Source organism: Methylobacterium terrae (assembly GCF_003173755.1).
Classification (GTDB): Bacteria; Pseudomonadota; Alphaproteobacteria; order Rhizobiales; family Beijerinckiaceae; genus Methylobacterium; species Methylobacterium terrae.
Genome location: NZ_CP029553.1, coordinates 931232 through 956484, shown reverse-complemented (window position 1 = coordinate 956484; position 25253 = coordinate 931232). Strand labels below are relative to the sequence as shown.

22 protein-coding genes, 1 tRNA gene and 1 pseudogene are annotated in these 25253 nt (G+C 70.1%); 12 read left to right on the top strand and 12 right to left on the bottom strand.

The window, feature by feature from the left end; all coding sequences use genetic code 11:
* Positions 1–87 precede the first annotated feature (87 nt).
* Complete coding sequence (locus DK419_RS04285; protein WP_109957997.1) at positions 88–558, top strand: BLUF domain-containing protein; 471 nt, start codon at positions 88–90, stop codon at positions 556–558.
* Positions 559–618: 60 nt separating this feature from the next.
* Positions 619–1071 carry a response regulator gene (locus tag DK419_RS04280; protein WP_109957996.1) on the top strand — a complete coding sequence of 151 codons (453 nt, stop codon included), beginning with the start codon at positions 619–621 and terminating at the stop codon, positions 1069–1071.
* A gap of 33 nt (positions 1072–1104) precedes the next feature.
* Here the strand turns inward: DK419_RS04280 and DK419_RS04275 are convergent, their stop codons facing one another.
* Together DK419_RS04275 and DK419_RS04270 are read right to left on the bottom strand one after the other, a co-directional pair.
* Positions 1105–2718, bottom strand: a complete 1614-nt coding sequence (locus tag DK419_RS04275) for a peptide chain release factor 3 (RefSeq protein WP_109957995.1) — start codon at positions 2716–2718, stop codon at positions 1105–1107.
* 158 nt (positions 2719–2876) lie between these two features.
* Positions 2877–3632, bottom strand: a complete 756-nt coding sequence (locus DK419_RS04270; RefSeq protein ID WP_109957994.1) for an SDR family oxidoreductase — start codon at positions 3630–3632, stop codon at positions 2877–2879.
* A gap of 221 nt (positions 3633–3853) precedes the next feature.
* Here DK419_RS04270 and DK419_RS04265 point away from each other — a divergent pair.
* The 3 genes from DK419_RS04265 (at position 3854) to DK419_RS04255 (ending at position 5538) form a co-directional block, all read left to right on the top strand.
* Positions 3854–3928, top strand: a tRNA-Gln gene (locus DK419_RS04265).
* Positions 3929–4131: 203 nt separating this feature from the next.
* A complete protein-coding gene (locus DK419_RS04260) occupies positions 4132–4503 on the top strand; it encodes a hypothetical protein (protein WP_208642280.1) in 372 nt (123 codons plus the stop codon).
* Positions 4504–4863: 360 nt separating this feature from the next.
* The gene (locus DK419_RS04255) at positions 4864–5538 is read left to right on the top strand and encodes an SGNH/GDSL hydrolase family protein (RefSeq protein ID WP_162561142.1); all 675 of its coding nucleotides are present in this window, start codon (positions 4864–4866) and stop codon (positions 5536–5538) included.
* A gap of 402 nt (positions 5539–5940) precedes the next feature.
* Here the strand turns inward: DK419_RS04255 and DK419_RS04250 are convergent.
* Positions 5941–6405, bottom strand: a pseudogene (locus DK419_RS04250) (transposase); the annotation flags it as partial.
* Between the two features lie 120 nt (positions 6406–6525).
* Between DK419_RS04250 and DK419_RS04245 the strand changes: the two are divergent.
* Positions 6526–8592: a YgiQ family radical SAM protein gene (locus DK419_RS04245; protein ID WP_109957992.1), complete on the top strand. Its 2067-nt coding sequence runs from the start codon at positions 6526–6528 to the stop codon at positions 8590–8592.
* Positions 8593–9250: 658 nt separating this feature from the next.
* Here DK419_RS04245 and DK419_RS04240 read toward each other — a convergent pair.
* The 4 genes from DK419_RS04240 to DK419_RS04225 are packed head-to-tail and all read right to left on the bottom strand — an operon-like array spanning position 9251 to position 13253.
* Complete coding sequence (locus DK419_RS04240) at positions 9251–10750, bottom strand: CoA-acylating methylmalonate-semialdehyde dehydrogenase (RefSeq protein WP_109957991.1); 1500 nt, start codon at positions 10748–10750, stop codon at positions 9251–9253.
* Positions 10751–10785: 35 nt separating this feature from the next.
* Complete coding sequence (hpaI, locus tag DK419_RS04235) at positions 10786–11553, bottom strand: 4-hydroxy-2-oxoheptanedioate aldolase (protein WP_109957990.1); 768 nt, start codon at positions 11551–11553, stop codon at positions 10786–10788.
* Between the two features lie 7 nt (positions 11554–11560).
* On the bottom strand, positions 11561–12343 hold the full coding sequence (gene hpaH, locus DK419_RS04230) for a 2-oxo-hept-4-ene-1,7-dioate hydratase (RefSeq protein ID WP_109957989.1): 783 nt from the start codon (positions 12341–12343) through the stop codon (positions 11561–11563).
* 25 nt (positions 12344–12368) lie between these two features.
* Positions 12369–13253 carry a dioxygenase family protein gene (locus DK419_RS04225; protein WP_109957988.1) on the bottom strand — a complete coding sequence of 295 codons (885 nt, stop codon included), beginning with the start codon at positions 13251–13253 and terminating at the stop codon, positions 12369–12371.
* Positions 13254–13684: 431 nt separating this feature from the next.
* On the opposite strand from DK419_RS04225, the gene DK419_RS04220 reads away from it, so the two are divergent.
* Both DK419_RS04220 and DK419_RS04215 read left to right on the top strand, forming a co-directional pair.
* Positions 13685–14377, top strand: a complete 693-nt coding sequence (locus DK419_RS04220) for a GntR family transcriptional regulator (protein WP_109962119.1) — start codon at positions 13685–13687, stop codon at positions 14375–14377.
* A gap of 112 nt (positions 14378–14489) precedes the next feature.
* On the top strand, positions 14490–15299 hold the full coding sequence (locus tag DK419_RS04215) for a sugar phosphate isomerase/epimerase family protein (protein WP_109957987.1): 810 nt from the start codon (positions 14490–14492) through the stop codon (positions 15297–15299).
* 173 nt (positions 15300–15472) lie between these two features.
* On the opposite strand, the gene DK419_RS04210 is transcribed toward DK419_RS04215, so the two are convergent.
* From DK419_RS04210 to DK419_RS04200, 3 genes are all read right to left on the bottom strand, one after another.
* Positions 15473–16183: an SDR family NAD(P)-dependent oxidoreductase gene (locus DK419_RS04210; RefSeq protein ID WP_109957986.1), complete on the bottom strand. Its 711-nt coding sequence runs from the start codon at positions 16181–16183 to the stop codon at positions 15473–15475.
* Positions 16184–16241: 58 nt separating this feature from the next.
* Positions 16242–16628, bottom strand: coding sequence for a thiol-disulfide oxidoreductase DCC family protein (locus DK419_RS04205; RefSeq protein ID WP_109957985.1), 387 nt, complete (start codon positions 16626–16628; stop codon positions 16242–16244).
* A gap of 137 nt (positions 16629–16765) precedes the next feature.
* On the bottom strand, positions 16766–18394 hold the full coding sequence (locus DK419_RS04200; RefSeq protein ID WP_109957984.1) for a long-chain-fatty-acid--CoA ligase: 1629 nt from the start codon (positions 18392–18394) through the stop codon (positions 16766–16768).
* Between the two features lie 167 nt (positions 18395–18561).
* Between DK419_RS04200 and DK419_RS04195 the strand changes: the two genes are divergently transcribed.
* On the top strand, positions 18562–19044 hold the full coding sequence (locus tag DK419_RS04195; protein WP_109957983.1) for a MarR family winged helix-turn-helix transcriptional regulator: 483 nt from the start codon (positions 18562–18564) through the stop codon (positions 19042–19044).
* A gap of 110 nt (positions 19045–19154) precedes the next feature.
* Positions 19155–20282 carry an aldose epimerase family protein gene (locus DK419_RS04190; protein WP_109957982.1) on the top strand — a complete coding sequence of 376 codons (1128 nt, stop codon included), beginning with the start codon at positions 19155–19157 and terminating at the stop codon, positions 20280–20282.
* Between the two features lie 100 nt (positions 20283–20382).
* Here DK419_RS04190 and DK419_RS04185 read toward each other — a convergent pair whose 3' ends face one another.
* Entirely contained in the window at positions 20383–21162 is a 780-nt protein-coding gene (locus DK419_RS04185; protein ID WP_245442824.1) for a FadR/GntR family transcriptional regulator, read from the bottom strand.
* On the bottom strand, positions 21159–21695 hold the full coding sequence (locus DK419_RS04180) for a hypothetical protein (RefSeq protein WP_109957981.1): 537 nt from the start codon (positions 21693–21695) through the stop codon (positions 21159–21161). Before DK419_RS04180 ends, DK419_RS04185 begins: the two co-directional genes overlap by 4 nt.
* A gap of 155 nt (positions 21696–21850) precedes the next feature.
* Here DK419_RS04180 and DK419_RS04175 point away from each other — a divergent pair, with 155 nt between their 5' ends.
* Together DK419_RS04175 and DK419_RS04170 are read left to right on the top strand one after the other, a co-directional pair.
* Entirely contained in the window at positions 21851–23233 is a 1383-nt protein-coding gene (locus tag DK419_RS04175; RefSeq protein ID WP_109957980.1) for an aminotransferase, read from the top strand.
* Between the two features lie 526 nt (positions 23234–23759).
* A complete protein-coding gene (locus tag DK419_RS04170; protein ID WP_109957979.1) occupies positions 23760–25220 on the top strand; it encodes a methyl-accepting chemotaxis protein in 1461 nt (486 codons plus the stop codon).
* The last annotated feature ends 33 nt before the right edge of the window (positions 25221–25253 follow it).

Here is a 25253-nt window from a genome sequence, read left to right as displayed (position 1 = left end):
CTGCCGCACGCCGCACGGGGTGACGTTTACGCGCTGTTGAACCTCTTGCCCTTAGCTGCATGTCTGGACGGCGCTGGACCCAGGGATATGCGCACGAGCAAGCGAAGCAGCCTCATCCACCTGATCTACTTCTCACGGGCGCAGCTCTCCGCCGACCCGGTCGAGCGCGCGCGCCAGATCAACGACATCGCCCGGCACGCGCAGAAGAAGAACGAGTTCTCGGTGATCACCAGCCTGCTGATCGTCGATCAGGGCTATTTCATCCAGATCCTCGAGGGCGAGCGGATGTCGGTGCAGGAGACGTTCCAGCGGATCAGCGGCGACCCGCGCCACCGCGACGTGCACATCGTCGAGTGGCGGGAGATCGCCAAGCGCGAGTTCGTGACCTCGTTCGCCACGGCCCCGCGCACCGCGAACAACGACGCCCTGTTCCAGAAGGCCAATCTGGGGCCGATGCTCCAGCGCGGCACGCCGAAGGCCAGCACGATCTACGCCCTCGCCCAGACGCTCCAGGCCGAGACCATGGCCAAGCAGGGCATCGACCACCTCTTCGTCTAGGAGCCGCCGGGAAGCCCCCCGACGGTCCGTCGTGAAACTTAAACCCGCTGGCTGGTTCCGATGAGCGAAGCACCCCCGATCCTGATCGTCGACGACCAGGTCAAACTCGTCCGCCTGGTGACCGAGCTGATGAACCGCCTCGGCTTCCCGGAGGTCGAAGGCGTGACCGACGGGCCGCAGGCGCTCGAGCAGCTGCGCGCCAAGCGCTACGGCCTCGTGATCTCCGACCTCGACATGGAGCCGATGGACGGCATCCAGCTCCTGCGCGAGATCCGGGCCGACGACGTGCTGATGAACACGCCGTTCATCCTGACCGAGACCTCGTTCAGCTTCGAGGACATCAACGTGGCGCACCTCGCCGGCGCGGATGCCTTCATCCTCAAGCCGTTCGACCTGTCGCTCCTGAAGACCAAGCTGAAGCAGGTGCTCAACGGCCGGCCGCGCAAGCGCGAGACGCCGATCGGGCCGGTCTCGAGCCTCAACGTCGACTTCCCGCTGCTCGGCAAGTTCTAGGTCCCGGCGCCGTCCCGGTGCCGGGACCCCGTCTCACGCCCGCCGCTTCTGGTAGTCCTTGATGTCGGTGAAGCGGATCGCCGGGGCCCTCTCCTCCTCGTAGCGCAGCGAGAATCCGGTGGTCGCCATGAAGACCGGCGCGCCGTCGAGGTCGCTCGCCATCGACGAGCCGTGCGAGCCGACGAACTTGTCGAGCTCGGCCTGGTCCTCCGACTCGATCCAGCGGCAGATCGTGAAGCGGGTCGGCTCGTAGTCGATCGGCAGCCCGTACTCCGCCTGGAGCCGCTCCTTCAGCACGTCGAGCTGCAGCGCGCCGACGACGCCGACGATCGCGCCCGAGCCGTCCTGCGGCAGGAAGAGCTGGACCACCCCTTCTTCCGCCATCTGCTGCAGCGCCTCGCGCAGCTTCTTGGCCTTCATCGCATCCGTGAGCTTGATCCGGCGCAGCAGTTCGGGCGCGAAGCTCGGCACGCCGCGGAAGACCAGCTCCTCGCCTTCCGTGAGCGTGTCGCCGATGCGCAGGGTCCCGTGGTTGGGGATGCCGACGACGTCGCCCGCATAGGCCTCGTCGGCGATGGCGCGGTCCTGGGCGAAGAAGAATTGCGGCGAGGAGAGCGAGATCGGCTTGCCGGTGCGCACGAGCCTCGCCTTCATGCCGCGGCTGAGCTTGCCGGAGCAGACCCGCATGAAGGCGATGCGATCCCGGTGGTTCGGGTCCATGTTCGCCTGGATCTTGAACACGAAGCCGGTCATCTTCGGCTCGGTCGGTGCGACCGCGCGGGTGTCGGCGTCCTGGCCGCGCGGCGGCGGCGCCACCTCGGCGAGCCCGTCGATCAGGTCGCGCACGCCGAAATTGCGCAAGGCGCTGCCGAAGAACACCGGGGTCAGGTGGCCTTCGCGGAAGGCCTCGAGGTCGAACGGCTTGCAGCCGCCCTCCGCCAGTTCCGCCTCCTCGCGCCAGGTCGCGGCCTCACCCGCTTCCGGCAGCAGGGCGTCGAAGAGCGGGTCGTCGAGGCCTGAGACCGGCACCGTCCCGGCATCGTCGGCAGCATCCAGCCGGCGGACGCGCCGGCGCAGGAGGTCGTAGGTGCCGGCAAAGCTCCGGCCGCGCCCGATCGGCCAGGTGACCGGGGCCACGTCGAGGGCGAGCGTCTTCTCGATCTCGTCGAGGAGGTCGAAGGGATCGCGGGATTCCCGGTCGAGCTTGTTGACGAAGGTGACGATCGGGATGTTGCGCAGGCGGCAGACCTCGAACAGCTTGCGGGTGCGCGCCTCGATGCCCTTGGCCGCATCGATCACCATCACGGCGGAATCGACCGCGGTCAGCGTCCGGTAGGTGTCCTCCGAGAAGTCCTCGTGGCCCGGCGTGTCGAGCAGGTTGAAGACGCAGTCGCCATACTCGAAGGTCATCACCGAGGTGACGACCGAGATGCCGCGCTCCTTCTCGATGCCCATCCAGTCCGAGCGGGTCGAGACGCGGTTGCGCTTGGCCTTGACCTCGCCGGCGAGCTGGATCGCGCCGCCGAACAGCAGGAGCTTCTCGGTCAGCGTGGTCTTGCCGGCATCCGGGTGCGAGATGATCGCGAAGGTGCGGCGCCGGGCGACCGGATCGGCGGGGGCGCGCGGGGCGTCTGTCTGCATCAGCATGGAAGGTGTCTAGCCCGGACCCGGGGGTTCTGTCGCGGGTCCGTCGGGGCCCGGTCGTCGGTGGGGGGATCATCCCGATATGGGAAGGCGCGGGCACCGCGTCGGCGCCCGCGCCGCCTCTCTATCCCAAGCCGGCGCCGGAGGGCCAGAGGGGCCCCTCAGCCGCGGCCGATGAACGGCATCTTGGTCGCCATCACGGTCATGAACTGCACGTTGGCGTCGAGGGGCAGGCTCGCCATGTAGACCACCGCGTCGGCGACGTGCCTGGCGTCCATGGTCGGCTCAGGCCTCGTCGAGCCGTCGGGCTGGGGCACGCCCGCCTGCATGCGCACCGTCATGTCGGTGGCGGCGTTGCCGATGTCGACCTGGCCGCAGGCGATGTCGTGGGCGCGCCCGTCGAGGGAGGTCGAGCGGGTCAGGCCGGTGATCGCGTGCTTGGTGGCGGTGTAGGGCGCCGAGAACGGCCGCGGCACGTGGGCCGAGATCGAGCCGTTGTTGATGATGCGCCCGCCGCGGGGCTGCTGCTTCTTCATCAGCCGGAACGCGCCCTGGGTGCACAGGAAGGCGCCGGTGAGGTTGGTGTCGACGACCGCCTTCCAGGTCGCGACGGGCAGCTCGTCGAGCTCGACCGGCGGCGCGCCGATGCCGGCATTGTTGAACAGCACGTCGAGGCGGCCGAAGGTCTCCTCGACGCGGGAGAACAGCGCGGCCACCGAGGCCTCGTCGCCGATATCGGTGGGCTGCGCCAAAGCCCGCCGGCCCTTGGCCTCGATCTCGCCCGCCACCGCCTGGAGCGGCTCGGGGCGGCGCCCCGACAGCACCACGTCGTACCCGGCCTCGGCGAGCCCGAGCGCCACCGCGCGCCCCACCCCCGAACCGGCTCCGGTCACCAGCGCGACCTTCTGCGTGCTCATCTCGCTCTCCTCCCCGTCCGCGTCACCGACTTGCCGCGTCGTTGCCTTGCCGCTTCGTTGTCTCGCCGTCGGCGGTTCCGGCATACACGAGCCCGAAAGCCCCTCCAACCGCCGCGGCCACCCCCTCGCGGCCGAGACCGGCAGTCCGTCCCGACGGATCCTCGCCCACGCCCCGGTTGCCAGCGCGGCCCCGCCCGGCTAAGGAAGCCCCAGCCGCGCGTTGGGGCGTCGCCAAGCGGTAAGGCAGCGGTTTTTGGTACCGCCATTCCCAGGTTCGAATCCTGGCGCCCCAGCCATTTTTCCTTTTGATTTCCAGTACTTGCTACCGCGGACATCCGGGAACGGAACGCGAATTGCGGGCGCGGGAGTCGGCGCAGTCTCCCCTCTGAGGCGACGGCGTGCCGCTTCAGGCGTTACGGGTGTGCCGGCACAAGAATCGGCACAATCCCGGCACAGGCGCCGGCCGTCGCCCACCTCGATCGGGGCCACGCGACTCAACATGAGCGTTTCCGCCTCCCCTGCCCTCCCCGCCACCGTCCTCGCCTGGTCTCGCGGCCTCGCCAGCCTGTCGCCCGGCGCCGTCCCCTGCCGAGACCATCGCCCCAACGAGTGGTGCAAGACGGACCGGCGGCGCAGCGACGAGCTCTTCAAGCGGTGGCGCATGCAAGCTCATTCGGCCGGGTGGGAAACGTTGTGGCTGTTCGGCGTCAGCCCCGAGTTCGGCGCTGTGCGCGGCGACTGGAAGGGTCAACTCATCCCGCTCGCTGCCGACGTGACGGACAAGCTCATAAGGATCGGCCCATTGCGCGTGTTTCTGCCGCACCCGATCAAGCAGCTGGGCATGATCCCAATTTGGAGCTATGGGCGATGACCGCGGCGGCGAGGCAGGCGAACCCTATTCCTATGATTGGCGCGAATGCTGTTCCGCATCCCTGTCGATAATTGCCGGGCATTCTCAGACCCCTTGGGATCCTGGCAAATCGGGCAGCCTTAGCGACTAGGGGCTTTCTCTTACAGACGATGCAAAAATCAAGGATTTCTAACAATGTCAAGATGTATTCGATTACGCGAGCATGCCCCACGAAAAAACACAACCATCAAGCCGGACCCTTCTTATTTAAATACTTGTGATAACACGATATTAAGTCAAGATTATATCATAAGAACGGATATAAATGGGTTCATAATAGGTTCATTGGATGATGAAGAAGCCAATCGCCCGATAATTTACTTGGGTGACAGCGTCGTCGAGAATATGTTCGTCGATGAAGATGAGCGCGCTACGGTCTGTATTTCAAGGTATCTTCGGGACGCTGGACACTCCGTACCAGTTCGGAATGCCGGTGTGACCGGCGCGACGACACTCGATCTCTATCAGCTTCTCGTCGCGAAATGCCTGCCCCTTCGTCCGCGGGGTATCATCTTGACGAGCGGAATGATGGACATCGTCAGGATGAGTTCCGGCAAATCGTTCTGGGAGGGTCTTATAGAGCCCGCCGATGCGCTGGACTGCCCAAATATCCTTGGCGAGGCCGAGTCTTACGACGGACTGAATGCAACTAGAAATTCTATTTTGCAACTGTTTCATTCAACCTGTACGCAGTTCAATATTCCATTTCTTTTGACGACGTGGGGGTTTACGCCTCGTATGCGCACCTGCGCCGGCGTGAAAACGCTCGGCTCTGATTATTGTGATTGGCTCGGGAGAGCTTTACAAATAAATGACGCGACGCGCCATATCGCCGAGCAGAATGGAATATACTTCGTGGATCTTGCGGAGCAGATGCAAGACAAGGATATTTTTTATTATGATGGACTTCATCCCAACGGCCGCGGATGCAAGAAAATCGGAGATTTGATCGGCCCAGAATTGTCAAAAATACTCGATTCCAAATTATGGTTTTGAGCCTGTAGTAGTCGGCATCCGGCACCAAATTTCGTAGCTGAGCGCAAGATCTTCTGGCAGTGCAAGAGCTTCTGGCAGTGAATGTGGGCTGCGCAGCCAAGTTTGACGCCGCCGGGCTTGGCCGACGCGCCGCTCCTTGCCGTCGCTGGAGAACGGCTCGGAGCAGGTGCGCGGTGAGGACTGCGATCTTTCTGGCGACGCTCGAATGAGCGTGGCGGCCTGCCTCGCCCTCGCTCCGCCCTGGTCCTATCCTGCACCTGAGGGCGGTGGCGTGGTCGAAGCAGGTTGCGAGGCGGCTGAACAAGAGGGCGGGGCGTTGACGAAAAATCTCGCGCAGATCGTGTCCCGGGGCGTGGTGTAGTTGGGACTGATCCACCACGATGACCGGCAGGGCCGGACCGGTCAGACTGCCAGGGTGGGCAGGCTGACGAGGGGATCATCGCCGACCGGAGCGATGCTTTCCAGGGTCATGTCGCGGCAAAGCTGCACGGCCCACTCGTCGTTCTGCTCCAGCAGGATCGCACCGACCAGGCGGCGGATCGAGCGCTCGTCGGGGAAGATGCCGACGACCTCGGTGCGCCGCTTGATCTCGCCGTTGAGGCGCTCCAACGGATTGATCGAGTGCAGCTTGGCTCGGTTTGCCGCCGGGAAGCCCATGTAGGCCGGGACGTCGGTCTCCGCCGCGTCCATCAGGGCGGCCGGCTTCGGGACCTTGGGCCGAAGTTGACCGGCGACCCGCCGCCACTGCTGGCGGGCAGCCGCTGCGTCCTCCTGGGCGAAGGCGGTGGCGATGAAGGCCGACACGACGCGCCGGCCCGAGCGGCCGGCCTGGGCCAGGACGTTGCGCATGAAGCCGACCCGGCACCGCTACTCCACATGACCCGCTCCCGGCGCTGGCTGATCGCAGTCTTGCCGGCCGGGTCTTGCCGGCCGGGTCTTGCCGGCCGGGTCTTGGCGGCCCGGTCCCGGAGGCCTATGCAAGGCCCCATGGACATCCGTGCTTCAACCGAACGATCCCTGGCTTCCTTCGCCTGCAAGCTGACGCCTGCCGGACGGGCGGCGCCGTTCCTGCCGATGAGCCGCGCCGAGATGGCGGCGCTCGGGTGGGATGCCTGCGACATCGTGCTGGTGACGGGCGACGCCTACGTCGATCATCCGAGCTTCGGCATGGCCATCATCGGCCGGCTGCTCGAGGCGCAAGGGTTTCGGGTCGGCATCATCGCTCAGCCCGACTGGCATTCGGCGGAGCCGTTCAAGGCGCTCGGCCGGCCGACCCTGTTCTTCGGCGTCACCGGCGGCAACCTCGATTCGATGGTGAACCGCTACACCGCGGACCGGCGCTTGCGCCACGACGACGCCTACACGGCCGGCGGCGAGGGCGGAAAGCGCCCGGACCGCTGCACCATCGTCTACACGCAGCGCTGCCGCGAGGCCTACAAGGACGTGCCGGTCGTGCTCGGGGGCATCGAGGCGTCTCTGCGCCGCATCGCCCACTACGATTACTGGTCCGACAAGGTGCGCCGCTCGATCCTGGCGGACGCCAAGGCCGACCTGCTCATCTACGGCAACGCCGAGCGGGCCGTGGTCGAGGTGGCGAACCGCATGGCCGCCGGCGAGGCGCCGCACGAGATCGATTCCGTGCGGGGCGTCGCCCTGTTCCGCCGGGTGCCCGAGCACTACGCCGAGCTGCCCGCCGACGATCTCGATTCCGCCGACGAGGCCGCGGCGCGAAGAGCCGGCGAGACGGTCATCCGGCTCCCCGCCTACGACGAGGTCAAGGACGACAAGGAGGCCTATGCCCGCGCCTCGCGCGTGCTGCACCGGGAGGCCAATCCCGGCAACGCGCGCCCGCTCGTCCAGCGCCACGGCGACCGGGACCTGTGGCTGAACCCGCCGCCGATCCCGCTCTCCAGCGACGAGATGGACGCGGTCTACGACCTTCCCTACGCCCGCGCCCCCCATCCGTCCTACGGCGACGCGAAGATCCCCGCCTGGGACATGATCAAGTTCTCGGTGACGATCATGCGCGGCTGCTTCGGCGGCTGCACCTTCTGCTCGATCACCGAGCACGAGGGCCGCGTCATCCAGAACCGCTCCGAGGGCTCGATCCTGCGCGAGATCGAGCGGATCCGCGACAAGACCCCGGGCTTCACCGGCGTGATCTCGGATGTCGGCGGGCCGACCGCCAACATGTACCGGATGGCCTGCAAGGACCCGAAGATCGAGGCGGCATGCCGGTTGCCGTCCTGCGTCTTCCCGGACATCTGCCCGAACCTGAACACCTCGCACGACGACCTGATCCGGCTCTACCGCAAGGTCCGCGAGGTGAAGGGCGTCAAGAAGGTGATGGTGGCGTCGGGCGTGCGCTACGACCTCGCGGTCAGGAGCCCCGAATACGTCAAGGAGCTCGTGACCCATCACGTCGGCGGCCGTCTAAAGATCGCGCCCGAGCACACCGAGCGCGGCCCGCTCGACAAGATGATGAAGCCGGGAATCGGCACCTACGACCGCTTCAAGGAGATGTTCGACGCCGCCGCCAAGGAGGCAGGCAAGAAATACTACCTGATTCCGTACTTCATCGCGGCGCATCCGGGCACGACCGACGAGGACATGATGCACCTCGCGCTCTGGCTCAAGAAGAACGACTATCGCGCCGATCAGGTGCAGACCTTCCTGCCGTCGCCGATGGCGACCGCCACCGCCATGTACCACACCGAGGTCAACACGCTGCGGGGCGTGCGGCGCGGCGCGAGCGAGCCGGTCGAGGCGATCAAGGGACTGCGGCAGCGGCGGCTGCACAAGGCGTTCCTGCGCTACCACGACCCCGAGAACTGGCCCCTGCTGCGCGAGGCGCTGCGGGAGATGGGCCGCGCCGACCTCATCGGGCCGCGGCCGGACCAGCTCGTGCCGTTCTCGCAGCCGCCGGGCACCGGCCTGGGGACAGGCAAGGGGACAGGCAAGGGGCCGGGCAGCGGGCGAGGCCAGCCGCGCCCCGTGCGCCACGCGGGCGGCGGGCAGCGGTTCACCACGAAGGGCGTGCCCCTGAGGAAGTGACGGCCTCGCGCGTCCGACGGGCGGATGGTCCAGGCCAGCGCGCGATCGGGCGCTGATCCAGGTTTGCTCCGACCCACGGCGGTCCTTCGCCGGGGGTGCGGGAGATGCCGGTCCGCGGAAGATCGGCGGACATCCAGCACCGCCGCCCTTGCCGTTCGGAGAATTTCGGCACGGCAGAGATCACCGCGAAGCTCGTCGCGGGGTCGGCCAGCAGCTGCCTGGCGATGCCGAGGCGTATCTCGTTCGTAATGGAACGCCGTTTCCCCCGCTCTCAGGCGCCGGCACCGCGTGCGTCGATGGAGCATCGGCCCTGGACGAGACCGACCAAGGGCTGCCGGCCGAGGCACGCGGCGGCGAGCCGGAGGCCGGTCGGGAAGCGCAGGGCCGTCGGACCCGCTCGTGTCGATGGAAGGCCGACAGGAGCGTCAGGCTGCCGAACAGCGCAGCCGAGCCGACGGAACGCCCTTCCGGCCGAACCGGTTCGCCAGGGGACCGGCCACGAGGGCGCCGTCGGCGAGCCGAACGGGGCGGGGCCGAGGAGCGGTTCGGGATCGGACGGGGGAGACGTCCAGGTCCTGGTCCAGGTCTCGGTCCAGGTCTCGGCGGGGACGGGAGCGGCGAAGCAGATCCCGTCCTGCCGCCTCCGCCGCCGCCTCGGTCAGCGCATGGTCGGCATCACGAACTCGGCACCCGCCCGGATTCCGGTCGGCCAGCGGGTCGTGATGGTCTTGAGCCGGGTGTAGAAGCGCACGCCCTCCGGCCCGTGCATGTGGTGGTCGCCGAACAAGGACGCCTTCCAGCCGCCGAAGGAGTGGAACGCCATCGGCACCGGGATCGGCACGTTGATCCCCACCATCCCGACCTGGATCTGGTGGGCGAATTCCCTGGCCGCGTCGCCGTCCCGGGTGAAGATCGCCGTGCCGTTGCCGAACTCGTGCTCGTTGATCATCCGCGCGGCGGTCGCGTAGTCCGGGGCGCGCGCCACCGCCAGGACCGGCCCGAAGATCTCCTCCTTGTAGATCGTCATCTCGGGCGTCACCCGGTCGAACAGGGTGCCGCCGACGAAGTAGCCGTCCTCGTAGCCCTGCAGCGTCAGTCCGCGACCGTCGACCACCAGCTCGGCGCCCTCGGCCACGCCGCGGTCGATGTAGCCCTTCACCCTGTCGCGGGCTTGAGCGGTGACGAGCGGGCCCATCTCGGCCTCCGGGTCGGTGCCGGGCCCGACTTTGAGCGCGCGCACCTTCGGCACCAGCTTCTCCATCAGCCGGTCGGCGGTCTCCTCGCCGATCGGCACCGCGACCGAGATCGCCATGCAGCGCTCGCCGGCCGAGCCGTAGGCGGCGCCCATCAGGGCGTCGACCGCCTGGTCCAGGTCGGCGTCGGGCATCACCACCATGTGGTTCTTGGCCCCGCCGAGGCATTGCGCGCGCTTGCCCGTGCGCGCCGCGGTCTCGTAGATGGTCTTGGCGATCGGGGTCGACCCGACGAAGGATACGGCCGCGATGTCGAGGTTGCAGAGGAGCGCGTCCACCGCCTCCTTGTCGCCCTGCACCACCTGGAACACGCCGTCGGGCAGCCCCGCTTCCTTCAGCCACTCCGCCATGACCAGGGAAGCGGAGGGGTCGCGCTCGGAGGGCTTGAGCACGAAGCAGTTGCCGCAGGCGAGCGCGACGGGGAACATCCACATCGGCACCATGGCGGGGAAGTTGAACGGCGTGATGCCGGCCACCACCCAGAGCGGCTGGCGCAGGGCGTGGGAATCCACCCGCGTGCCGACGTTCTCGGTGATCTCGCCCTTGAGGAGCTGGGGCGCACCGGTGGCGAACTCCACCACCTCCATGCCGCGCTGGATCTCGCCCTTGGCGTCGGAGAGCACCTTGCCGTGCTCGGCGGTGATCACCGCGGCGAGGTCGTCGATGCGGTCCTCGAGGATGCGCAGGAAGCGGTTGAGGATGCGGGCGCGGCGCAAGGGGGGCGTCGCGGCCCAGGCCGGGAAGGCGCGCCGGGCGCCCGCCACGGCGGCATCGACCTCGTCCTTGCTGGCGAGGGGGACGCGGCCGGTCTCCTCGCCGGTCGCGGGGTTGTACGAGGGGGCGGTGCGGCCGCTGCGGCCGGGCGTGCGCGCGCCGTCGACGAAGTGGGCGATCTCGGTCGGCATGGGTCGTCCTGTTCCGTGGGGAAGACGGCGCGGGCTCAGCCCGCCGTGAACTGGCGCGCCAGGGCCTCGGTGCCGCGGGCGAGGACACCCACGTCGATGGCGACGGCGGTGAAGGTGGTGCCGATCGCGATGCAGGTCTTCGCGAAGGCGGGGTCGGGCGTCAGGATGCCGGCGGGCTTTCCCGCCGCGCGGATGCGGCGCACCGCATCCTCCACCGCCGCGACCACCTCCGGGTGGCCGGGCTCGCCGGCGTGGCCGAGGCTCGCCGCGAGGTCCGCCGGCCCGACGAAGACGCCGTCGACGCCCTCGACCGCGCAGATCGCCTCGAGCCGGTCGAGGGCGGCCTGGGTCTCGACCTGCACCAGCAGGCAGAGTTCCTCCGCGGCGCGCCCGGCGTAGTCCGCGACCCGCCCGAACCGCGTCGCGCGGGTCAGGCCGGAGACGCCGCGCACGCCCTCGGGCGGGTAGCGCGTCGCCGCGACCGCGGCCCGCGCCTCGTGCTCGTCCTGCACGGTGGGGATCAGCAGGGTCTGCGCGCCGAGATCGAGGAAGCGCTTGATCAGCACCGCGTCGTTGGCGGCGGGGCGCACCACCGCCGAGACGCCGTAGGGCACCACCGCCTGGAGCTGGGGCAGCACGGTCAGCGGATCGCCCGGCGAGTGCTCGGTGTCGAACAAGAGCCAGTCGTAGCCCGACCCCGCCACGGCTTCCGCCGCGTAGGAGCCCGGCAGGCTGCACCACAGGCCGATCTGCTGGCGCCCCTCGCGCAGCGCGCGCTTGAAGCGGTTCCCGGGAAGGATCATCGCCGCCTCAGACGAAGGAGACGCCGATGGCGCCGAGCGGGCCGTAATCGGCCTGGATCACGTCGCCCTTCCTGATGTCGACGGGGCGGGTGAACGAGCCGCCGAGCACGATCTGGCTTTTCTTCAACCCCGCATCGACCGCCGCGAGCTTGTTGACGAGCCACGCGACTCCGGCGGCCGGATGGCCCATGATGGCGGCCGAGACGCCGGATTCCTCGATGATGCCGTTCTGCGACAGCGTCGCGCCGATCCAGCGCACGTCGACGTCGAAGGGCCGGATCGTGCGCCCGCCGACCACGATGGCCCCGAACGCGGCGTTGTCGGCGATGGTGTCGACGATCGCGCGGGGCACCTCGGTGCGGTAGTCGATGATCTCGAGGGCCGGGACCACGAACTCGGTCGCCCGCATCACGTCGTAGATGCGGCAGCCCGGCCCCGACAGGTCCTCGCCCATGATGAAGGCGAGCTCGACCTCGAGCCGCGGCTTGATGAACAGGTCGGTACGGATCTGCGCCCCGTCGTTGAACAGCGCGTCGTCGAGGATGCGGCCGTAATCCGGCTCGGTCATCTTCGAGGCCATCTGCATGGCGCGCGAGGTCAGGCCGATCTTGTGGCCGGCCAGCCGGGCGCCGGCGGCGATCCGCGCCTCGGCCCAGAGGTCCTGGACGCGGTAGGCGTCCGCGATCTCCATGCCGGGAAAGGTCTTGGAGAGCTGCGGGCAGGGCACCCGCTCGCGCTCGGCCTTGAGGATGGCCTCGGCGGCCTTGCGGTGATCGTCGTCGCTCAGCACGGCTGTTCGCTCCAGGATGTCGGGATCACTTGATCGGAGGGCGCGGCAGCACGGCCTCGCCGGGCTCCATGACGTAGGTGTAGTCGAGGGAGTACCAGGGGGCGGGCGCGTCCGGGCGCGGCGCGTCGTGGCGGACGAAGTCGCCGACCAGCGCCCTCGTCACGCCGAACTGGACGTCGGACCCGATGTGGGGATCGTTCGCGTCGTAGACCTGCGAGATCAGCACCTTGAAGCCGGGCTTGACGATCAGGGCGTGCAGGTGGGCCGGGCGCATCGGGTGGCGGTCTTGCGCCGCGAGCAGCCGCCCGACGACCCCGTCGGTGGGAATCGGATAGCCGATCATCATCACCGAGCGGAACCAGAAACGGCCCGCCTCGTCCGTGGTGAACTTGCCGCGCAGGTTCATCTCGGCCTGCTCGGGATCCTGGTTCTCGTAGAGACCGACCGGCGAGGCGTGCCAGACGTCGACCTCCGCACCCACGATCGGCCGCCCCGCGCCGTCGACCACGCGGGCCGTGACGAAGAGCGGGTCGCCCGGCGTGTCGGAGCGCACGATGGTGCCGCCATTCCCGACCCACGGCGCGTTGAGGCGCCAGAACGGCCCGAGCAGCGATTGCGAGGTCTCGGTGTTGCCGTGGTCGCCGTTGTTGAGCAGGCAGACGAGGGACGACACGCCGAGCGAGCCGGCCATCAGCACGAACTCGTTGTGGGTGTCGGAGGCGAGCGCCCCGATCTCGTTGAGGATCGCGGTGGCGTCGCGGAACTCGGCCTCGGTGAGGCGCACGTCGCGGACGAAGCCGTGCAGGTGGGTGATGAGCGAGGTCATGATCTCGCGCAGGCGCGGGTCGCGCGTCCGCGCCATGACCTCCAGAACCGCGGGCGTCACGTCCTGCTGGCGCTCGATGCGCATGGCTCCGGCCTCCCTTGAACCCGGCCCTGGTCCCATATCATCGATTATTCGTCAAGAAGCGATTTTTATGGCGGGCGTCGATCCCCGAACGGCGCACGGCACGGCGCCTCCGCGACGGGGCCCGGCAGGGTGCTGCCCGACCCACGGGCCAGTCGGGCCCGGCAGCAAGCTTTATTCCTATATGCGTTTCTCACCTCGTGACATGCATGCGAGCCGGGTCGGCTCCGGCGATCGTCCGACCACCCCGAATCCGTTCCGATTCGAATCGCCATCGGCGTCGATGCGCCGTTTGACAGAAATAATCGTTTTTAATAGTGATCGTCGACGGCGAATACGGCCGCATCGTCGATGGGAGAAGCGTTTTGACCGAGGCGAGGATCCGACGCGCGACGGGCGACCGGGACGGGACGCGGCGCGATGCCGGATCGGCCATGCCGGGCCTCGCCCTGGTCGACGACGGCAAGAACACGATGGCGAGCCAGCTCGTCGACCGGCTGCGCGAGGCGATCGTGTCCGGCCAGCTCGAGGCGGGCAGCAAGATCAACCTGGAGCGCGCTCGCGGGAGCTTCGGGGTCTCGCTGAGCCCGCTGCGGGAGGCGCTCGCCCGGCTGATCTCCGACGGGCTGGTGGTGTTCGAGGACAATCGCGGCTACCGCGTCGCGCCGGTCTCGCTCTCGAACCTGGCCGAGATCACGCGGCTGCGCGAGGAGCTCGAGGTCCTGGCCCTGCGCCAGGCGATCGCGATCGGCACCGTGGATTGGGAGGGCGACGTGATGCGCGCCCTCCACCGCATGAACCGGATCGAGCGCGATCCGGGCACGCCCGACACGCTGGAGCGGTGGGAGGCGTATCACCGGGAGTTCCATCTCACGCTGATCGCCGGCTGCCGCTTGCCGCTGCTGCTCAATTTCTGCGGCGTGCTGCTCAGCCTGAACGACCGCTACCGCCGCTCGTTCCTGCGGCGCACGCCCGGCGGCGACCGCAACGTCGCCCAGGAGCACGGCGAGATCGCGCAAGGAGCGGTCGCGCGCGACGCCGACTTCGCCTGCGAGCGCTTGCGCGAGCACATCCACCGCACGGGCACCAACCTGCAGCGGCACCTCGCCGACAAGCTCAGCCCCTGAGCGCCAGCGTCCTCGAACCTCCCCGAGCGTCAGCGTCCTCCAACCTCCCCGAGCGCGAGCGCCTCCCGAACCCCTTCGCGCCGAGCGCATCCCGACCCTGCGAGCGACCGCCATGCACGCCTCTCCCGACCGGCCGCTGGGCGTCGCCCACTTCACCTGCATCGGGGTGCCGCCCGTCGATCTCGTCCGGCTCGCGGCGCGAACCGGCTACGCGTCGGTCGGCCTGCGGCTCCATCCGGCCTTCCCGGGGGCGCCGTTCTACGAGCTGCCGCCCGGCAGCGACGCCTTCCGGGCGATGCGCCGGGTGCTCTCCGACGAGGGGATGCGCGTCTACGACATCGAATTCGTCGTCATCGGGGAGGATCTCGTGCCGGCCTCGCTCGCCGGCATCCTCGAGGCCGCCGCGGGGCTCGGCGCGCAGCGGTTGAGCGTGTGCGGCGACGACCCGGATCGCGGGCGCCTCGTCGCACGCTTCGCCGAGACGTGCGACCTCGCGGCCCGGTTCGGCATGGGCGTCGACCTCGAATGCATGGCCTGGCGCCGGGTCGCCAGCCTGCCCGATGCCGTCCGGGTGGTCGAGGCCGCGGGCCGGCCGAACGGCGGCGTCCTCGTCGATGCCCTCCACCTCGCCCGGACCGGCGGATCGCCCGAGGACGTGCGGGCCGTGCCGCCCGGCCTCATCCGTCATGCGCAGCTCTGCGACGCTCCCGCCGAGGCGCCGCGATCGACGGACGCCGTCATCCAGGAAGCCCGGGCGGGGCGCCTGCCCGCAGGGGGCGGGGCGCTGCCCCTGGCAGCGCTGGTCGCGGCGCTGCCGCCGACCGCCTGCCTGTCGATCGAGGTGCCGATCACCGGCACCGCCACGCCCGAGGCGCACCTGCGGGCGAACCGGGCGGCGGCCCGGCGGCTCCTCGCCGGCTGAACGCTGGCCCGCGCCCGACGGATCGCACCCGATCCGCGGCGGGGCACGGCCGGGTTCCGCGCCGCGTCGAGCCGGGAGGGGGCCGCTTCCCTGCCGGACTTTTGCGAAACCGGTTCGGGAGCGGCGCCCGATCGCGAAGCGATCGGGTTCCCGCGAGGACGGCGCCTTCGGGATCACGGTGGGATCGGCTGCCCGTCCCAGGCGAAGACCTGGCCGGAATCCGCGATTCGCAGGCCCTCCAGCACCCGCAGGAGGTGGGCCGCACTCTCCTCGGGCGAGAACAGGCCCGGTCCCGGCTCCGGGCGGAACGGCTGGGACAGGGCCGTCATCACGGTGCCGGGATGCAGGCCGGCGACGACGAGCTCCGGGTGGGTGCGCGCCGTCTCGATCGCGAGCGTGCGCAGGACCTGGTTCAGCGCCGCCTTCGAGGCCCGGTAGGCGTACCAGCCGCCCAGGCGGTTGTCGCCGATCGAGCCGACCCGCGCCGAGAGGGCGGCGAACAGGCTGCGCCCCTTGCGCGGCATCAGCGGCAGCATGTGCTTGGCGACGAGCGCCGGGCCGAGGGCATTGACGGCGAACAAAGCCGCCATCGCGGCCGGATCGAGGGTCCGGAGCGCCTTCTCGGGCGCGATGCCCGGCGCGTGCAGGAGGCCGCTGGCGACGATCACCAGCCCGACCGGCCCGGCCTCTCCGACGGTCCGCGCCGCCGCCGCGACCGAGTCCTCGTCGGTGACGTCGATGGCGACGGACCGCACCGGCTCCGGCTGGGACGGGGCCGAGCGCGACAGGGCGAAGACGGTCTCGTACGCCCCGCCCGCCGCGACCGCCGCGACGAGGGCGCGGCCGATCCCGCCCGAGGCTCCGACGACGACGGCGCTCGTCATGATGCACGTCGCTCCCTCGGCCTCGTCGATCCGAGCGGCGCCCGGCCTGCGCGACCGCTCATCGGCGGGACAGCGTCAGGAGGCGCGCCAGCCGCGGCCAGAGCGGCAGCGACAGGCGATAGGCCGCCTCGGCCACGGGCAGCACCGGCTGCCGGCCGAACGCGCGCCACTCGACGAGCCGGGACAGCCAGCGCCAGCCCGGCAAGCGGCGCCAGAGCCGCGCGAAGGCGGCGGCCCCGGAGACGAGGCCTCCATCCGTCTCGCGCACGTGGAACCGCGCCCTGGCGGCGGCGGGGTCGAGATCCGGCCCGAGGGCGGCATCCTCGGCCGCCGCGAGGTCGACGAAGCGGATGCGCCCGGCGCCGGCCCGGCCGCGGTAATGCGCGATCTCGGCCCGGCACAGCGGGCAGGCCCCATCGTAGTAGACGGTCAGATCCTCCCGCATCCCGCTTGCCCCGACGATACCGCGCCGTCCCCTCAGCTATGCGCGCGGGGTCGTTCGTCACCGTGGGGCCGACGCGCGATAAGGTCGCGCCGCGGGGTCTGCGGCGGGCGCTGCCCGAGCGCCCGCCGCCACGAGGGTCAGGCCGCGCCGGGCAGGCGGTAGTCCCGGAACTGGTCGCGAAGCGCCGTCTTCTGGATCTTGCCGGTGGCGGTGTGGGGGATGGCCTGCACCACCACCACATCGTCGGGCATCCACCACTTGGCGATGCGCGGCGCCATGAAGGCCAGGATGTCGGCCTTGTCGGGGGTGCGGCCCTCCTTGGGCACCACGATGAGCAGCGGGCGCTCGTCCCATTTCGGGTGCTGCACGCCGATCACCGCGGCCTCGGCCACGTCGGGATGGCCGACCGCCAGGTTCTCGAGGTCGATCGAGGAGATCCACTCGCCGCCGGACTTGATCACGTCCTTCGAGCGGTCGGTGATCGCCATGTAGCCGTGGGGATCGATGGTGGCGACGTCGCCGGTGTCGAAGAAGCCGCGATCGTCGAGGATCGGCTCGTCCGAGCGGAAATAGGCCTTGGCCACCGCGAAGCCCGAGACCTTGAGCCGCCCGAAGGTGGTGCCGTCCCAGGGCAGGTCGCGGCCCTCGTCGTCGGTCAGGCGGAACTCGACGCCGAAGGGGGCGTAGCCCTGCTTCATCTTGAGGTCGAGGCGGGCCTCGCCCTCCAGGCCGGCGACCTCGGGCTTGAGCGAGCAGTAGGAGCCGATCGGGCTCATCTCGGTCATGCCCCAGGCGTGATCCACGGTGACGCCGTACTCGCGCTCGAAGCGTTCGGTCATCGCCCGCGGGCAGGCCGAGCCGCCGATCACGACGCGCTTCAGGTGGCTCAGGCGCTTGCCCGTGGTGTCGAGGTAGTGCAGCAGGCCGAGCCAGACGGTCGGCACCGCCGCCGTCACGGTGACGCCGGTCTCCTCGAGCAGCTCGTGCACCGAGGCGCCGTCGAGCTTCGGTCCCGGCATGACGAGGCCGGCGCCGGTCATCGGCGCGGCGAAGCTGAAGCCCCAGGCATTGGCGTGAAACAGCGGCACCACCGGCATCGCCATGTCGGTGGGCGCGAGCCCGATGAAGGCCGGGTTGTTGACCATCAGGCCGAGGAGCACGTTCGAGCGGTGCGAGTAGAGCACGCCCTTCGGCAGGCCGGTGGTGCCCGACGTGTAGCAGAGGCCCGCCGCCGTGTTCTCCTCGAAGCTCGCCCAGGCGAAGTCGTCGTCGGCCTCGGCCAGCCAGTCCTCGTAGGCGACGGCGTTACGGAGCGAAGTCTGCGGCATGTGGGCGCCGTCGGTGAGGACGACGTAGCGCTCGATCGTCGGCAGCTTGTCGGCCAGGCGCTCGACCAGCGACACGAAGGTCAGGTCGAGGAAGAGGATCCGGTCCTCGGCGTGGTTGATGATGTAGGCGATCTGGTCCTCGAACAGCCGCGGGTTGACCGTGTGGTAGATCGCCCCGATGCCGGTGATGCCGTACCAGGTCTCGAGGTGGCGCCAGGTGTTCCAGGCCAGCGTCGCGACACGGTCGCCGAGGCGGATGCCGTCGGCGGCGAGGCGCTTCGACAGGCGCAGGGAGCGCTGGCGCACCTCGGCATAGGTGGTCCGGTGCATCGGCCCCTCGACCGAGCGCGAGATGACCGGGCGGGCGCCGTGCTGCACGGCGGCGTAGTCGATGACGCGGTGGATCAGCAGGGGCCAGTCCTGCATCAGGCCGAGCATGGCGTGTCGTCCTTCCCGTGGTGGAGCCGCGCGCGTGGCGCGGCCCTCGCTCGCCGGAGCCTCTCTCGGGCCCGCGGTCTGAGACGCCAGCTTATGGCAGCGGTGGCAGGGCGGCTAGAGTGCGGAGGGGCGTGGCGCCGAGATAGTTCTGATGTAAACTATCCGGCATGACGGCATCCTCGCGCGCTCATCCCACGGCTCAAGCCGACGCCCCGGCCGAGGCCGACCCGCTGCGGGTCTGGTTCCGCTTCGTCCGCCTGCACCGGCGCGTCTCGGCCGCGGTGGCGGCGGAGCTGCGGGCGCTCGGGCTGTCGATCCCGCAATTCGACGTGCTCTCGACCCTGTCCGAGCGCGAGGGCCTGACCCAGCAGGACCTCGCCGAGCGGCTCTACGTCACCAAGGGCAACGTCTCGGGGCTGGTCGACCGGCTGGTCGAAGCCGGGCTCGTCGAGCGCCGCCCGATCCCCGGCGACCGGCGCTCGCACGCCCTGCACCTGACCGAGGCCGGGCTGGCGCTGGCCCGCGCCGGCATCGCGGCCCAGACCGCCTACGTCGCCCGCACCCTCGGCCGGCTGCCCCCCGGCGACGTGGCCGAGCTGGAGCGCGTGGTGCTCGCCTGGCGCGACGCCGCCCGGGCCGACGGCGGCTAGGATCACGCTGGGGCATTGCCACGCCCCGTCGATTTGTATGAGTATATCCCCCGGCGCGAGGGGCGCCGGATCGGCCGCCCGCGAGAGGCGGCGCGACGGAGGGAACGCGGATGCGTGCATGGATCGCGGCGCTCGCTTGCGCCTGTGCCGTGCCGGCCACGGCCGGCGAAGCCCGGAAGGCGCCGTTCGGCACCCTGCCCGACGGGCGCGCGGTCGAGGAGGTGACGCTGTCCAGCGGCGGCCTCACCGCCCGGATCCTGTCCTGGGGCGCGCTCCTGCGCAGCCTCGAGGTGCCGGACCGCGCGGGCAAGGCCGCCGACGTGGTGCTGGGCTACGGCGACCTCGCCGGATACCTGAAGGCACCGAACTATTTCGGGGTCAGCGTCGGGCGCTACGCCAACCGCATCCGCGACGGCCGCTTCAGCCTCGACGGCAAGGCGTACGCGCTCGCCCGCAACGACGGCCCGAACGCGCTCCACGGCGGCCGCGAGGGCTTCGACAAGCGCCTCTGGACGATCGCCGAGGTCAAGGAGGGCGCCACCCCGTCCGTCACGCTGCGCTACGTCAGCCCCGACGGCGAGGAGGGCTATCCCGGCACCCTGACGGCGAGCGCGACCTACGCCCTCGATTCGGCCGGCACCCTGACGGTCGAGTACCGGGCCACCACCGACGCGCCGACCATCGTCAACCTGACGAACCACAGCTTCTTCAACCTCGCGGGCGAGGGCTCCGGCCGGACGATCCTCGACCACGTCCTGACGATCCCGGCCGAGCGCTACACCCCGGTCGACGCGACCCTGATCCCGACCGGCGAGGTCGCGGCGGTCGCCGGCACGCCGTTCGACTTCCGCACACCCACGCCGATCGGCGCGCGCATCCGCGACGGGCGCGACCCCCAGATCGTGCGCGGGCGCGGCTACGACCACAATTACGTGGTGACGAACGCCCCGACCGCCGACGCCCACCTCGTCGCCCGGGTCGAGGACCCGGCCTCGGGCCGGGTGATGGAGGTGGCGAGCAACCAGCCCGGCGTGCAATTCTACGCCGGCAACTTCCTCGACGCGACGGCGGTGGGCAAGTCCGGCCTGTCCTACCGGCAATCGGACGCGCTGGCGCTGGAGCCGCAGGTGTTTCCCGACACGCCCAACCAGCCGGCCTTCGGCAGCGCCCGGCTCGATCCGGGGGCGACATACCGGAACGTCATCACGTACCGGTTCTCGGCGGGGGCGGCGAAGTAGCGATGCCTCGACGATCCGTCCCGCGAGCGTGAGCCTGAACGATCCTGCGACGCCGTCCCGTCCTCGACCTCGTCCCGAGGCGAGAGGGTGGGAGCGCCGCTCACTCCACCATCGACGATTCCGTGTCCGCCAGCGCCAGCCGGATCAGCTCCGCCATCCGGGCCCGCGCCAGGGCCCCCTCCCCCGCGGCGATCGCCTCGAAGAGCGCCCGGTGCTCCGGCAGGGGGTCGCGCGGCAGGGCGCGGCGGCGCTGCTTGTAGATCGTGGTCCAGGTGACCGCGGCGGCGATCGAGCTCGACAGCGCGATCAGCGGCGCGTTGCCGGTCGCCTCCAGGATCGCGTGGTGGAAGGCCTGGTCGGCGGCGCGTCCGGCCGGGACGGCGAGGCCGTGGCGGGCCATGCCGTCGAGGGCCTGCCTCATCCGGTCGAGGTGCGGCGCGCCGCGGCGCAGGGCCGCGAGCTCGGCCGCGGCCGGCTCGACGATCTGGCGCAGCTCGAACAGGTCGTGGATGAAGGCCTCGCCCGGCTCGGTCTCGAAGGCCCAGGCCAGGATGTCGGGATCGAGCAGGTTCCAGCGGCCGCGCTCGGTCACCCGGGTGCCGGCCTTGGGCCGGCTCTCGACCAGGCCCTTGGCGCTGAGCGTGCGGATCGCCTCGCGGTAGGCGGTGCGCGAGACGGACAGGCTCTCGGAGGCGGCGATCTCCCCGGGCAGCACCGTGCCCGGCGGGGTGCGCCCGGACAGGATCGCGATGCCGAGGTGGCGCGCCACCGTGCCGTGGAGCCGGTGCGAGGCCGAGGCGAGCGGGAGCACGACGGCATCGCCGGCCGCCCCGCCTCCCCCGTCGCCGCGTCCCCGGCCGCCCCGCGCCACGGGGCTCACGACACCGTCCGCTTCTCCACGTCGAGGACGATGCCGTTCGGCGTCATCCGCTCGCGGGCGACGAGCCGGTCGCCGGGCAGGAAGACGCCGAGCGGCACGTCGCGGTCCGGCAGCACCACGGTGGCGCTGTAGTTGACGAAGACCAGCACGTGCCGGCGCTGCGGGATCGACGACGCGGCCCAGCGCTTGAGCTGGCCGTAATACGGCTCCCGGCGCCAGACGCTCGGCTGGCTCGGATCGACCTGGACGTGCAGGAAGCGCGTCGTGGGATCGAGGCTCAGCACCATCTTGGCCTTGTCGGGCTTCCATTCCGGGCCGAGCCAGCCTTCGGTCATCCAGAGGCAGAAGAAGGCGCGGCAATGGCCCGGCCGGGTCTCGTGGATGCCGCAGCCGCGCCCGGGCTTGGCGTGGCGGCACCACTCCCCGGCCACGCTCTCCACCGCCGGCACGTCGTAGACCTTGCAGCACAGGGTGCAGGCGCCGCAGGCCCGGCCGGGCGCGGGCGTCGAGACGATTTGAGCGGGGTCGAGCATGCGCGTCGGTCTGGCCAGGGATGTGCAGGGGTGCCGCGAGGGCGGCCCGGGTTGTGCGTCGGCATCGCGCCGCTAGTGTGACGGCGCAAGCGAATTCTGCTCGGCCAGTCGGGAGCCGCCTCGAGGCTCCCGCATGAAGGAAAGCGACAGAGACGATGCTCTCGAACCTCGCCACCCGCGACGTCGAAACCCTGATCCACCCCTACACCAACCTGGCGGCCTTCCGGCAGACCGGGCCGCTGGTGCTGGAGCGCGGCCACGGCGTCTGGGTCTACGACACCGACGGGCGGCCCTATCTCGAGGGCATGGCGGGCCTGTGGTGCACGGCGCTCGGCTATTCCAACGAGGAGCTGGTCGAGGCCGCCCGCGAGCAGATGGCGCGGCTGCCCTTCACCCACCTGTTCTCCGGCCGCAGCCACGACCCGGCGATCGAGCTCGCCGAGACCATCAAGGAGCTGGCGCCGATCCCGGTCTCGAAGGTGTTCTTCACCTCCTCGGGCTCGGAGGCCAACGACACCCAGGTCAAGCTGACCTGGTACCTCAACAACGCGCTCGGCCGGCCGCAGAAGAAGAAGATCATCGGCCGGCACAAGGGCTATCACGGCGTCACCGTGGCGTCGGCCTCGCTCACGGGCCTCACCGCCAACCACGCCGACTGGGACCTGCCGCTGCCGGGCTTCCTGCACGCCGCCTGCCCGCACCATTACCGCGGGGCTGAAAGCGGCGAGAGCGAGGAGGCGTACTCGGCCCGCCTCGCGGCCGAACTGGAGGAGATGATCCTGCGCGAGGGCCCCGACACCGTGGCCGCCTTCATCGCCGAGCCGGTGATGGGCGCCGGCGGCGCCATCGTGCCGCCGAAGGGCTACTTTGCCGCGATCGAGCCGGTGCTCGCCCGCTACGACGTGCGGCTGATCGCCGACGAGGTGATCTGCGGCTTCGGCCGGCTCGGCACGTGGTTCGGCTCCGAGGCGCTGGGCATGAAGCCCCACAGCCTGTCCTTCGCCAAGGCGCTGACCTCGGCCTACATGCCGCTCGGCGGCGTCACGGTCGACGAGACCCTGTACCAGGCGATGCAGGACCAGAGCCGCAAGATCGGCACGTTCGGCCACGGCACCACCTATTCGGGCCATCCGGTGGCGAGCGCGGTGGCGCTGAAGACCATCGAGATCTACAAGCGCGACAAGATCATCGAGGGCGCAGCCGAGAAGGCACCGCACTTCCAGCGCCGCCTCTCGGGCCTCGAGGAGCACCCGCTCGTCGGCGAGGCCAAGGGGCTCGGCCTGATCGGCGGCCTCGAGATCGTCGCCGACAAGGCGACGAAGCGCCAGTACGACCCGAAGGCGGGCGTGGCCGCCCGCTGCGTCGCCTTCGCGCAGGAGGAAGGCCTGATCGTCCGCTTCCTCACCGGCGACCGCGTCGCGGTCTGCCCGCCGCTGGTGATCCGCCCGGACGAGATCGACACCCTGTTCGACCGCCTCGGCACCGCGCTCGACCGCACCCAGGCCTGGATCCGCGAGCAGGGCCTGACGGCGGCCTGAGCGGGCCGCCGCGCCGGCAAGTGGAGTGGAATCGGGGGACGGGCATACGCTCGCCTCCCGCGGCGAGGAGGCGGCCCGTGCCGTGTCCTCGCCGCGCCGTCGGAGCGGATGGGGCTCCGCCGGCAGGGCCCGGTGCGACGCCGGACGGCTCCGGGGTGACAGTCTTGAGCGCCGGCGGCCCAATATCCGACCGCGGGACGGCGTGCCGGCGTAGATGACCCAAGGTCATTCGTTCGACATCGCCACGCCGCGCGACCACCCCGTGTCACCGGCCAGTCAGACCTTACGGTTAGGCGCCGCCGAGCCACGGGACGCCCCGGTGGCGTCCGGCAACCCGCTAAGCGCCTGCCGGATCAGAGCGATCCCGGAAGACCGGCCGCACGGCATCCCTGCGGCATCCCCCACGGTTCGGCCGAACGCTCCCTCTCCGCACCTCTCCTTAACCGTGGTCCGATCGATCCTTCAGGCTTTTTTAAGCTTGTTACTTCAGTTTCGAGCGCAATTCGCTCGAAAGGAAATCGGCGGCATGTTTCGGAAGGCGCGAGAGAACCTGTCGGACGCGACATTGAGTGCTCTCAACAAGTCTCTCGCCATCATCGAGTTCAATCTCGACGGCACGGTGATCCAGGCCAATGCCAATTTCCTGGCGCTGCTCGACTACCGCCTCGACGAGATCTCGGGCAAGCACCACCGGATGTTCCTCGGCGAGGAGGCGGCGGCCTCGCCCGATTACGCGGTGTTCTGGGACAAGCTGCGGGCGGGCGCGTTCTTCGCCGACGAGTTCCTGCGCTTCGGCAAGGGCGGCAAGCGCGTCTGGCTCGAGGCGACCTACAACCCGGTCCTCGACGCGGCCGGCAAGCCGGTCAAGGTGGTGAAGCTCGCCGCCGACATCACGCAGAAGAAGAACGAGGTCAGCCGCCTCCTGACGATGATCGAGGGCATGCCGGTCGCGGTGATGACCGCCGACCCGCAGGACGACTTCCGCATCAACTACATGAACGGCGCGTCGCGGCGCACCCTCGGACCGCTGGGGCAGTACCTGCCGGTCGCGGCGGAGATGATGGTCGGCACCTCGATCGACGTGTTCCACAAGAACCCGTCGCACCAGCGCCGGATGCTGGCCGATGCGAGCCGGCTGCCGCACCGGACCAAGATCAAGCTCGGGCCGGAGGTGCTCGACCTGCAGGTCTCGGCGATCATGGGACCGGACGGCGCCTATGTCGGGCCGATGCTGACCTGGTCCGTGGTCACCGCGCAGGCGACCATGGCCTCCGACGTGTCGCAGGTGGTGAGCGCGATGGGCGCGGCGGTGGACGAGATGCAGCGCTCGGCCACAGGCCTCGGCCAATCGGCCGATGAGGCGCGCGAGCGCGCCGCCACGGTGGCGGCGGGCTCGGAGGAGATGACGGCGGCGATCCAGGAGATCGCCGGCCAGGTCGGGCGGGTCTCCGACCGCGCCCAGCAGATCGCCGCCCAGGCCGAGGCGACCGACGCCACGGTGCGCACCCTCTCGGCCAAGGCGCGCGAGGTCGATTCGGTCGTCGGCATGATCTCGACCATCGCCGACCAGACCAACCTGCTCGCGCTCAACGCCACGATCGAGGCGGCCCGGGCCGGGGCGGCGGGGCGCGGCTTCGCGGTGGTGGCCGCCGAGGTCAAGGAACTGGCCGGCCAGACGGCCAAGGCCACCGGCGAGATCACCCAGCGCATCGGCGACATCCAGGGCGCGACCGGCGAGGCGGTGGCGGCGATCGCCACGATCAGCGCGGCGGTGGCGGAGCTGTCGCGGCTGACGCTCGCCATCGCCAGCGCGGTCGAGGAGCAGGCCGCCTCGACGCAGGAGGTGTCGTCGAACATCGTGGCGGTCTCGGACGCCGCCAGCGCCACCGGCCGGATCGCCGAGGCCGTCCGGGCGGTGTCGGAGAGCCTCGCCGGGCATTCGAGCGGGCTGACCGGAAGCGTGGAGAAGTTCCTGAAGGCGGGGTAGCGATCGGGCTTTGCCGAGAGCGGAAAAGCCCGG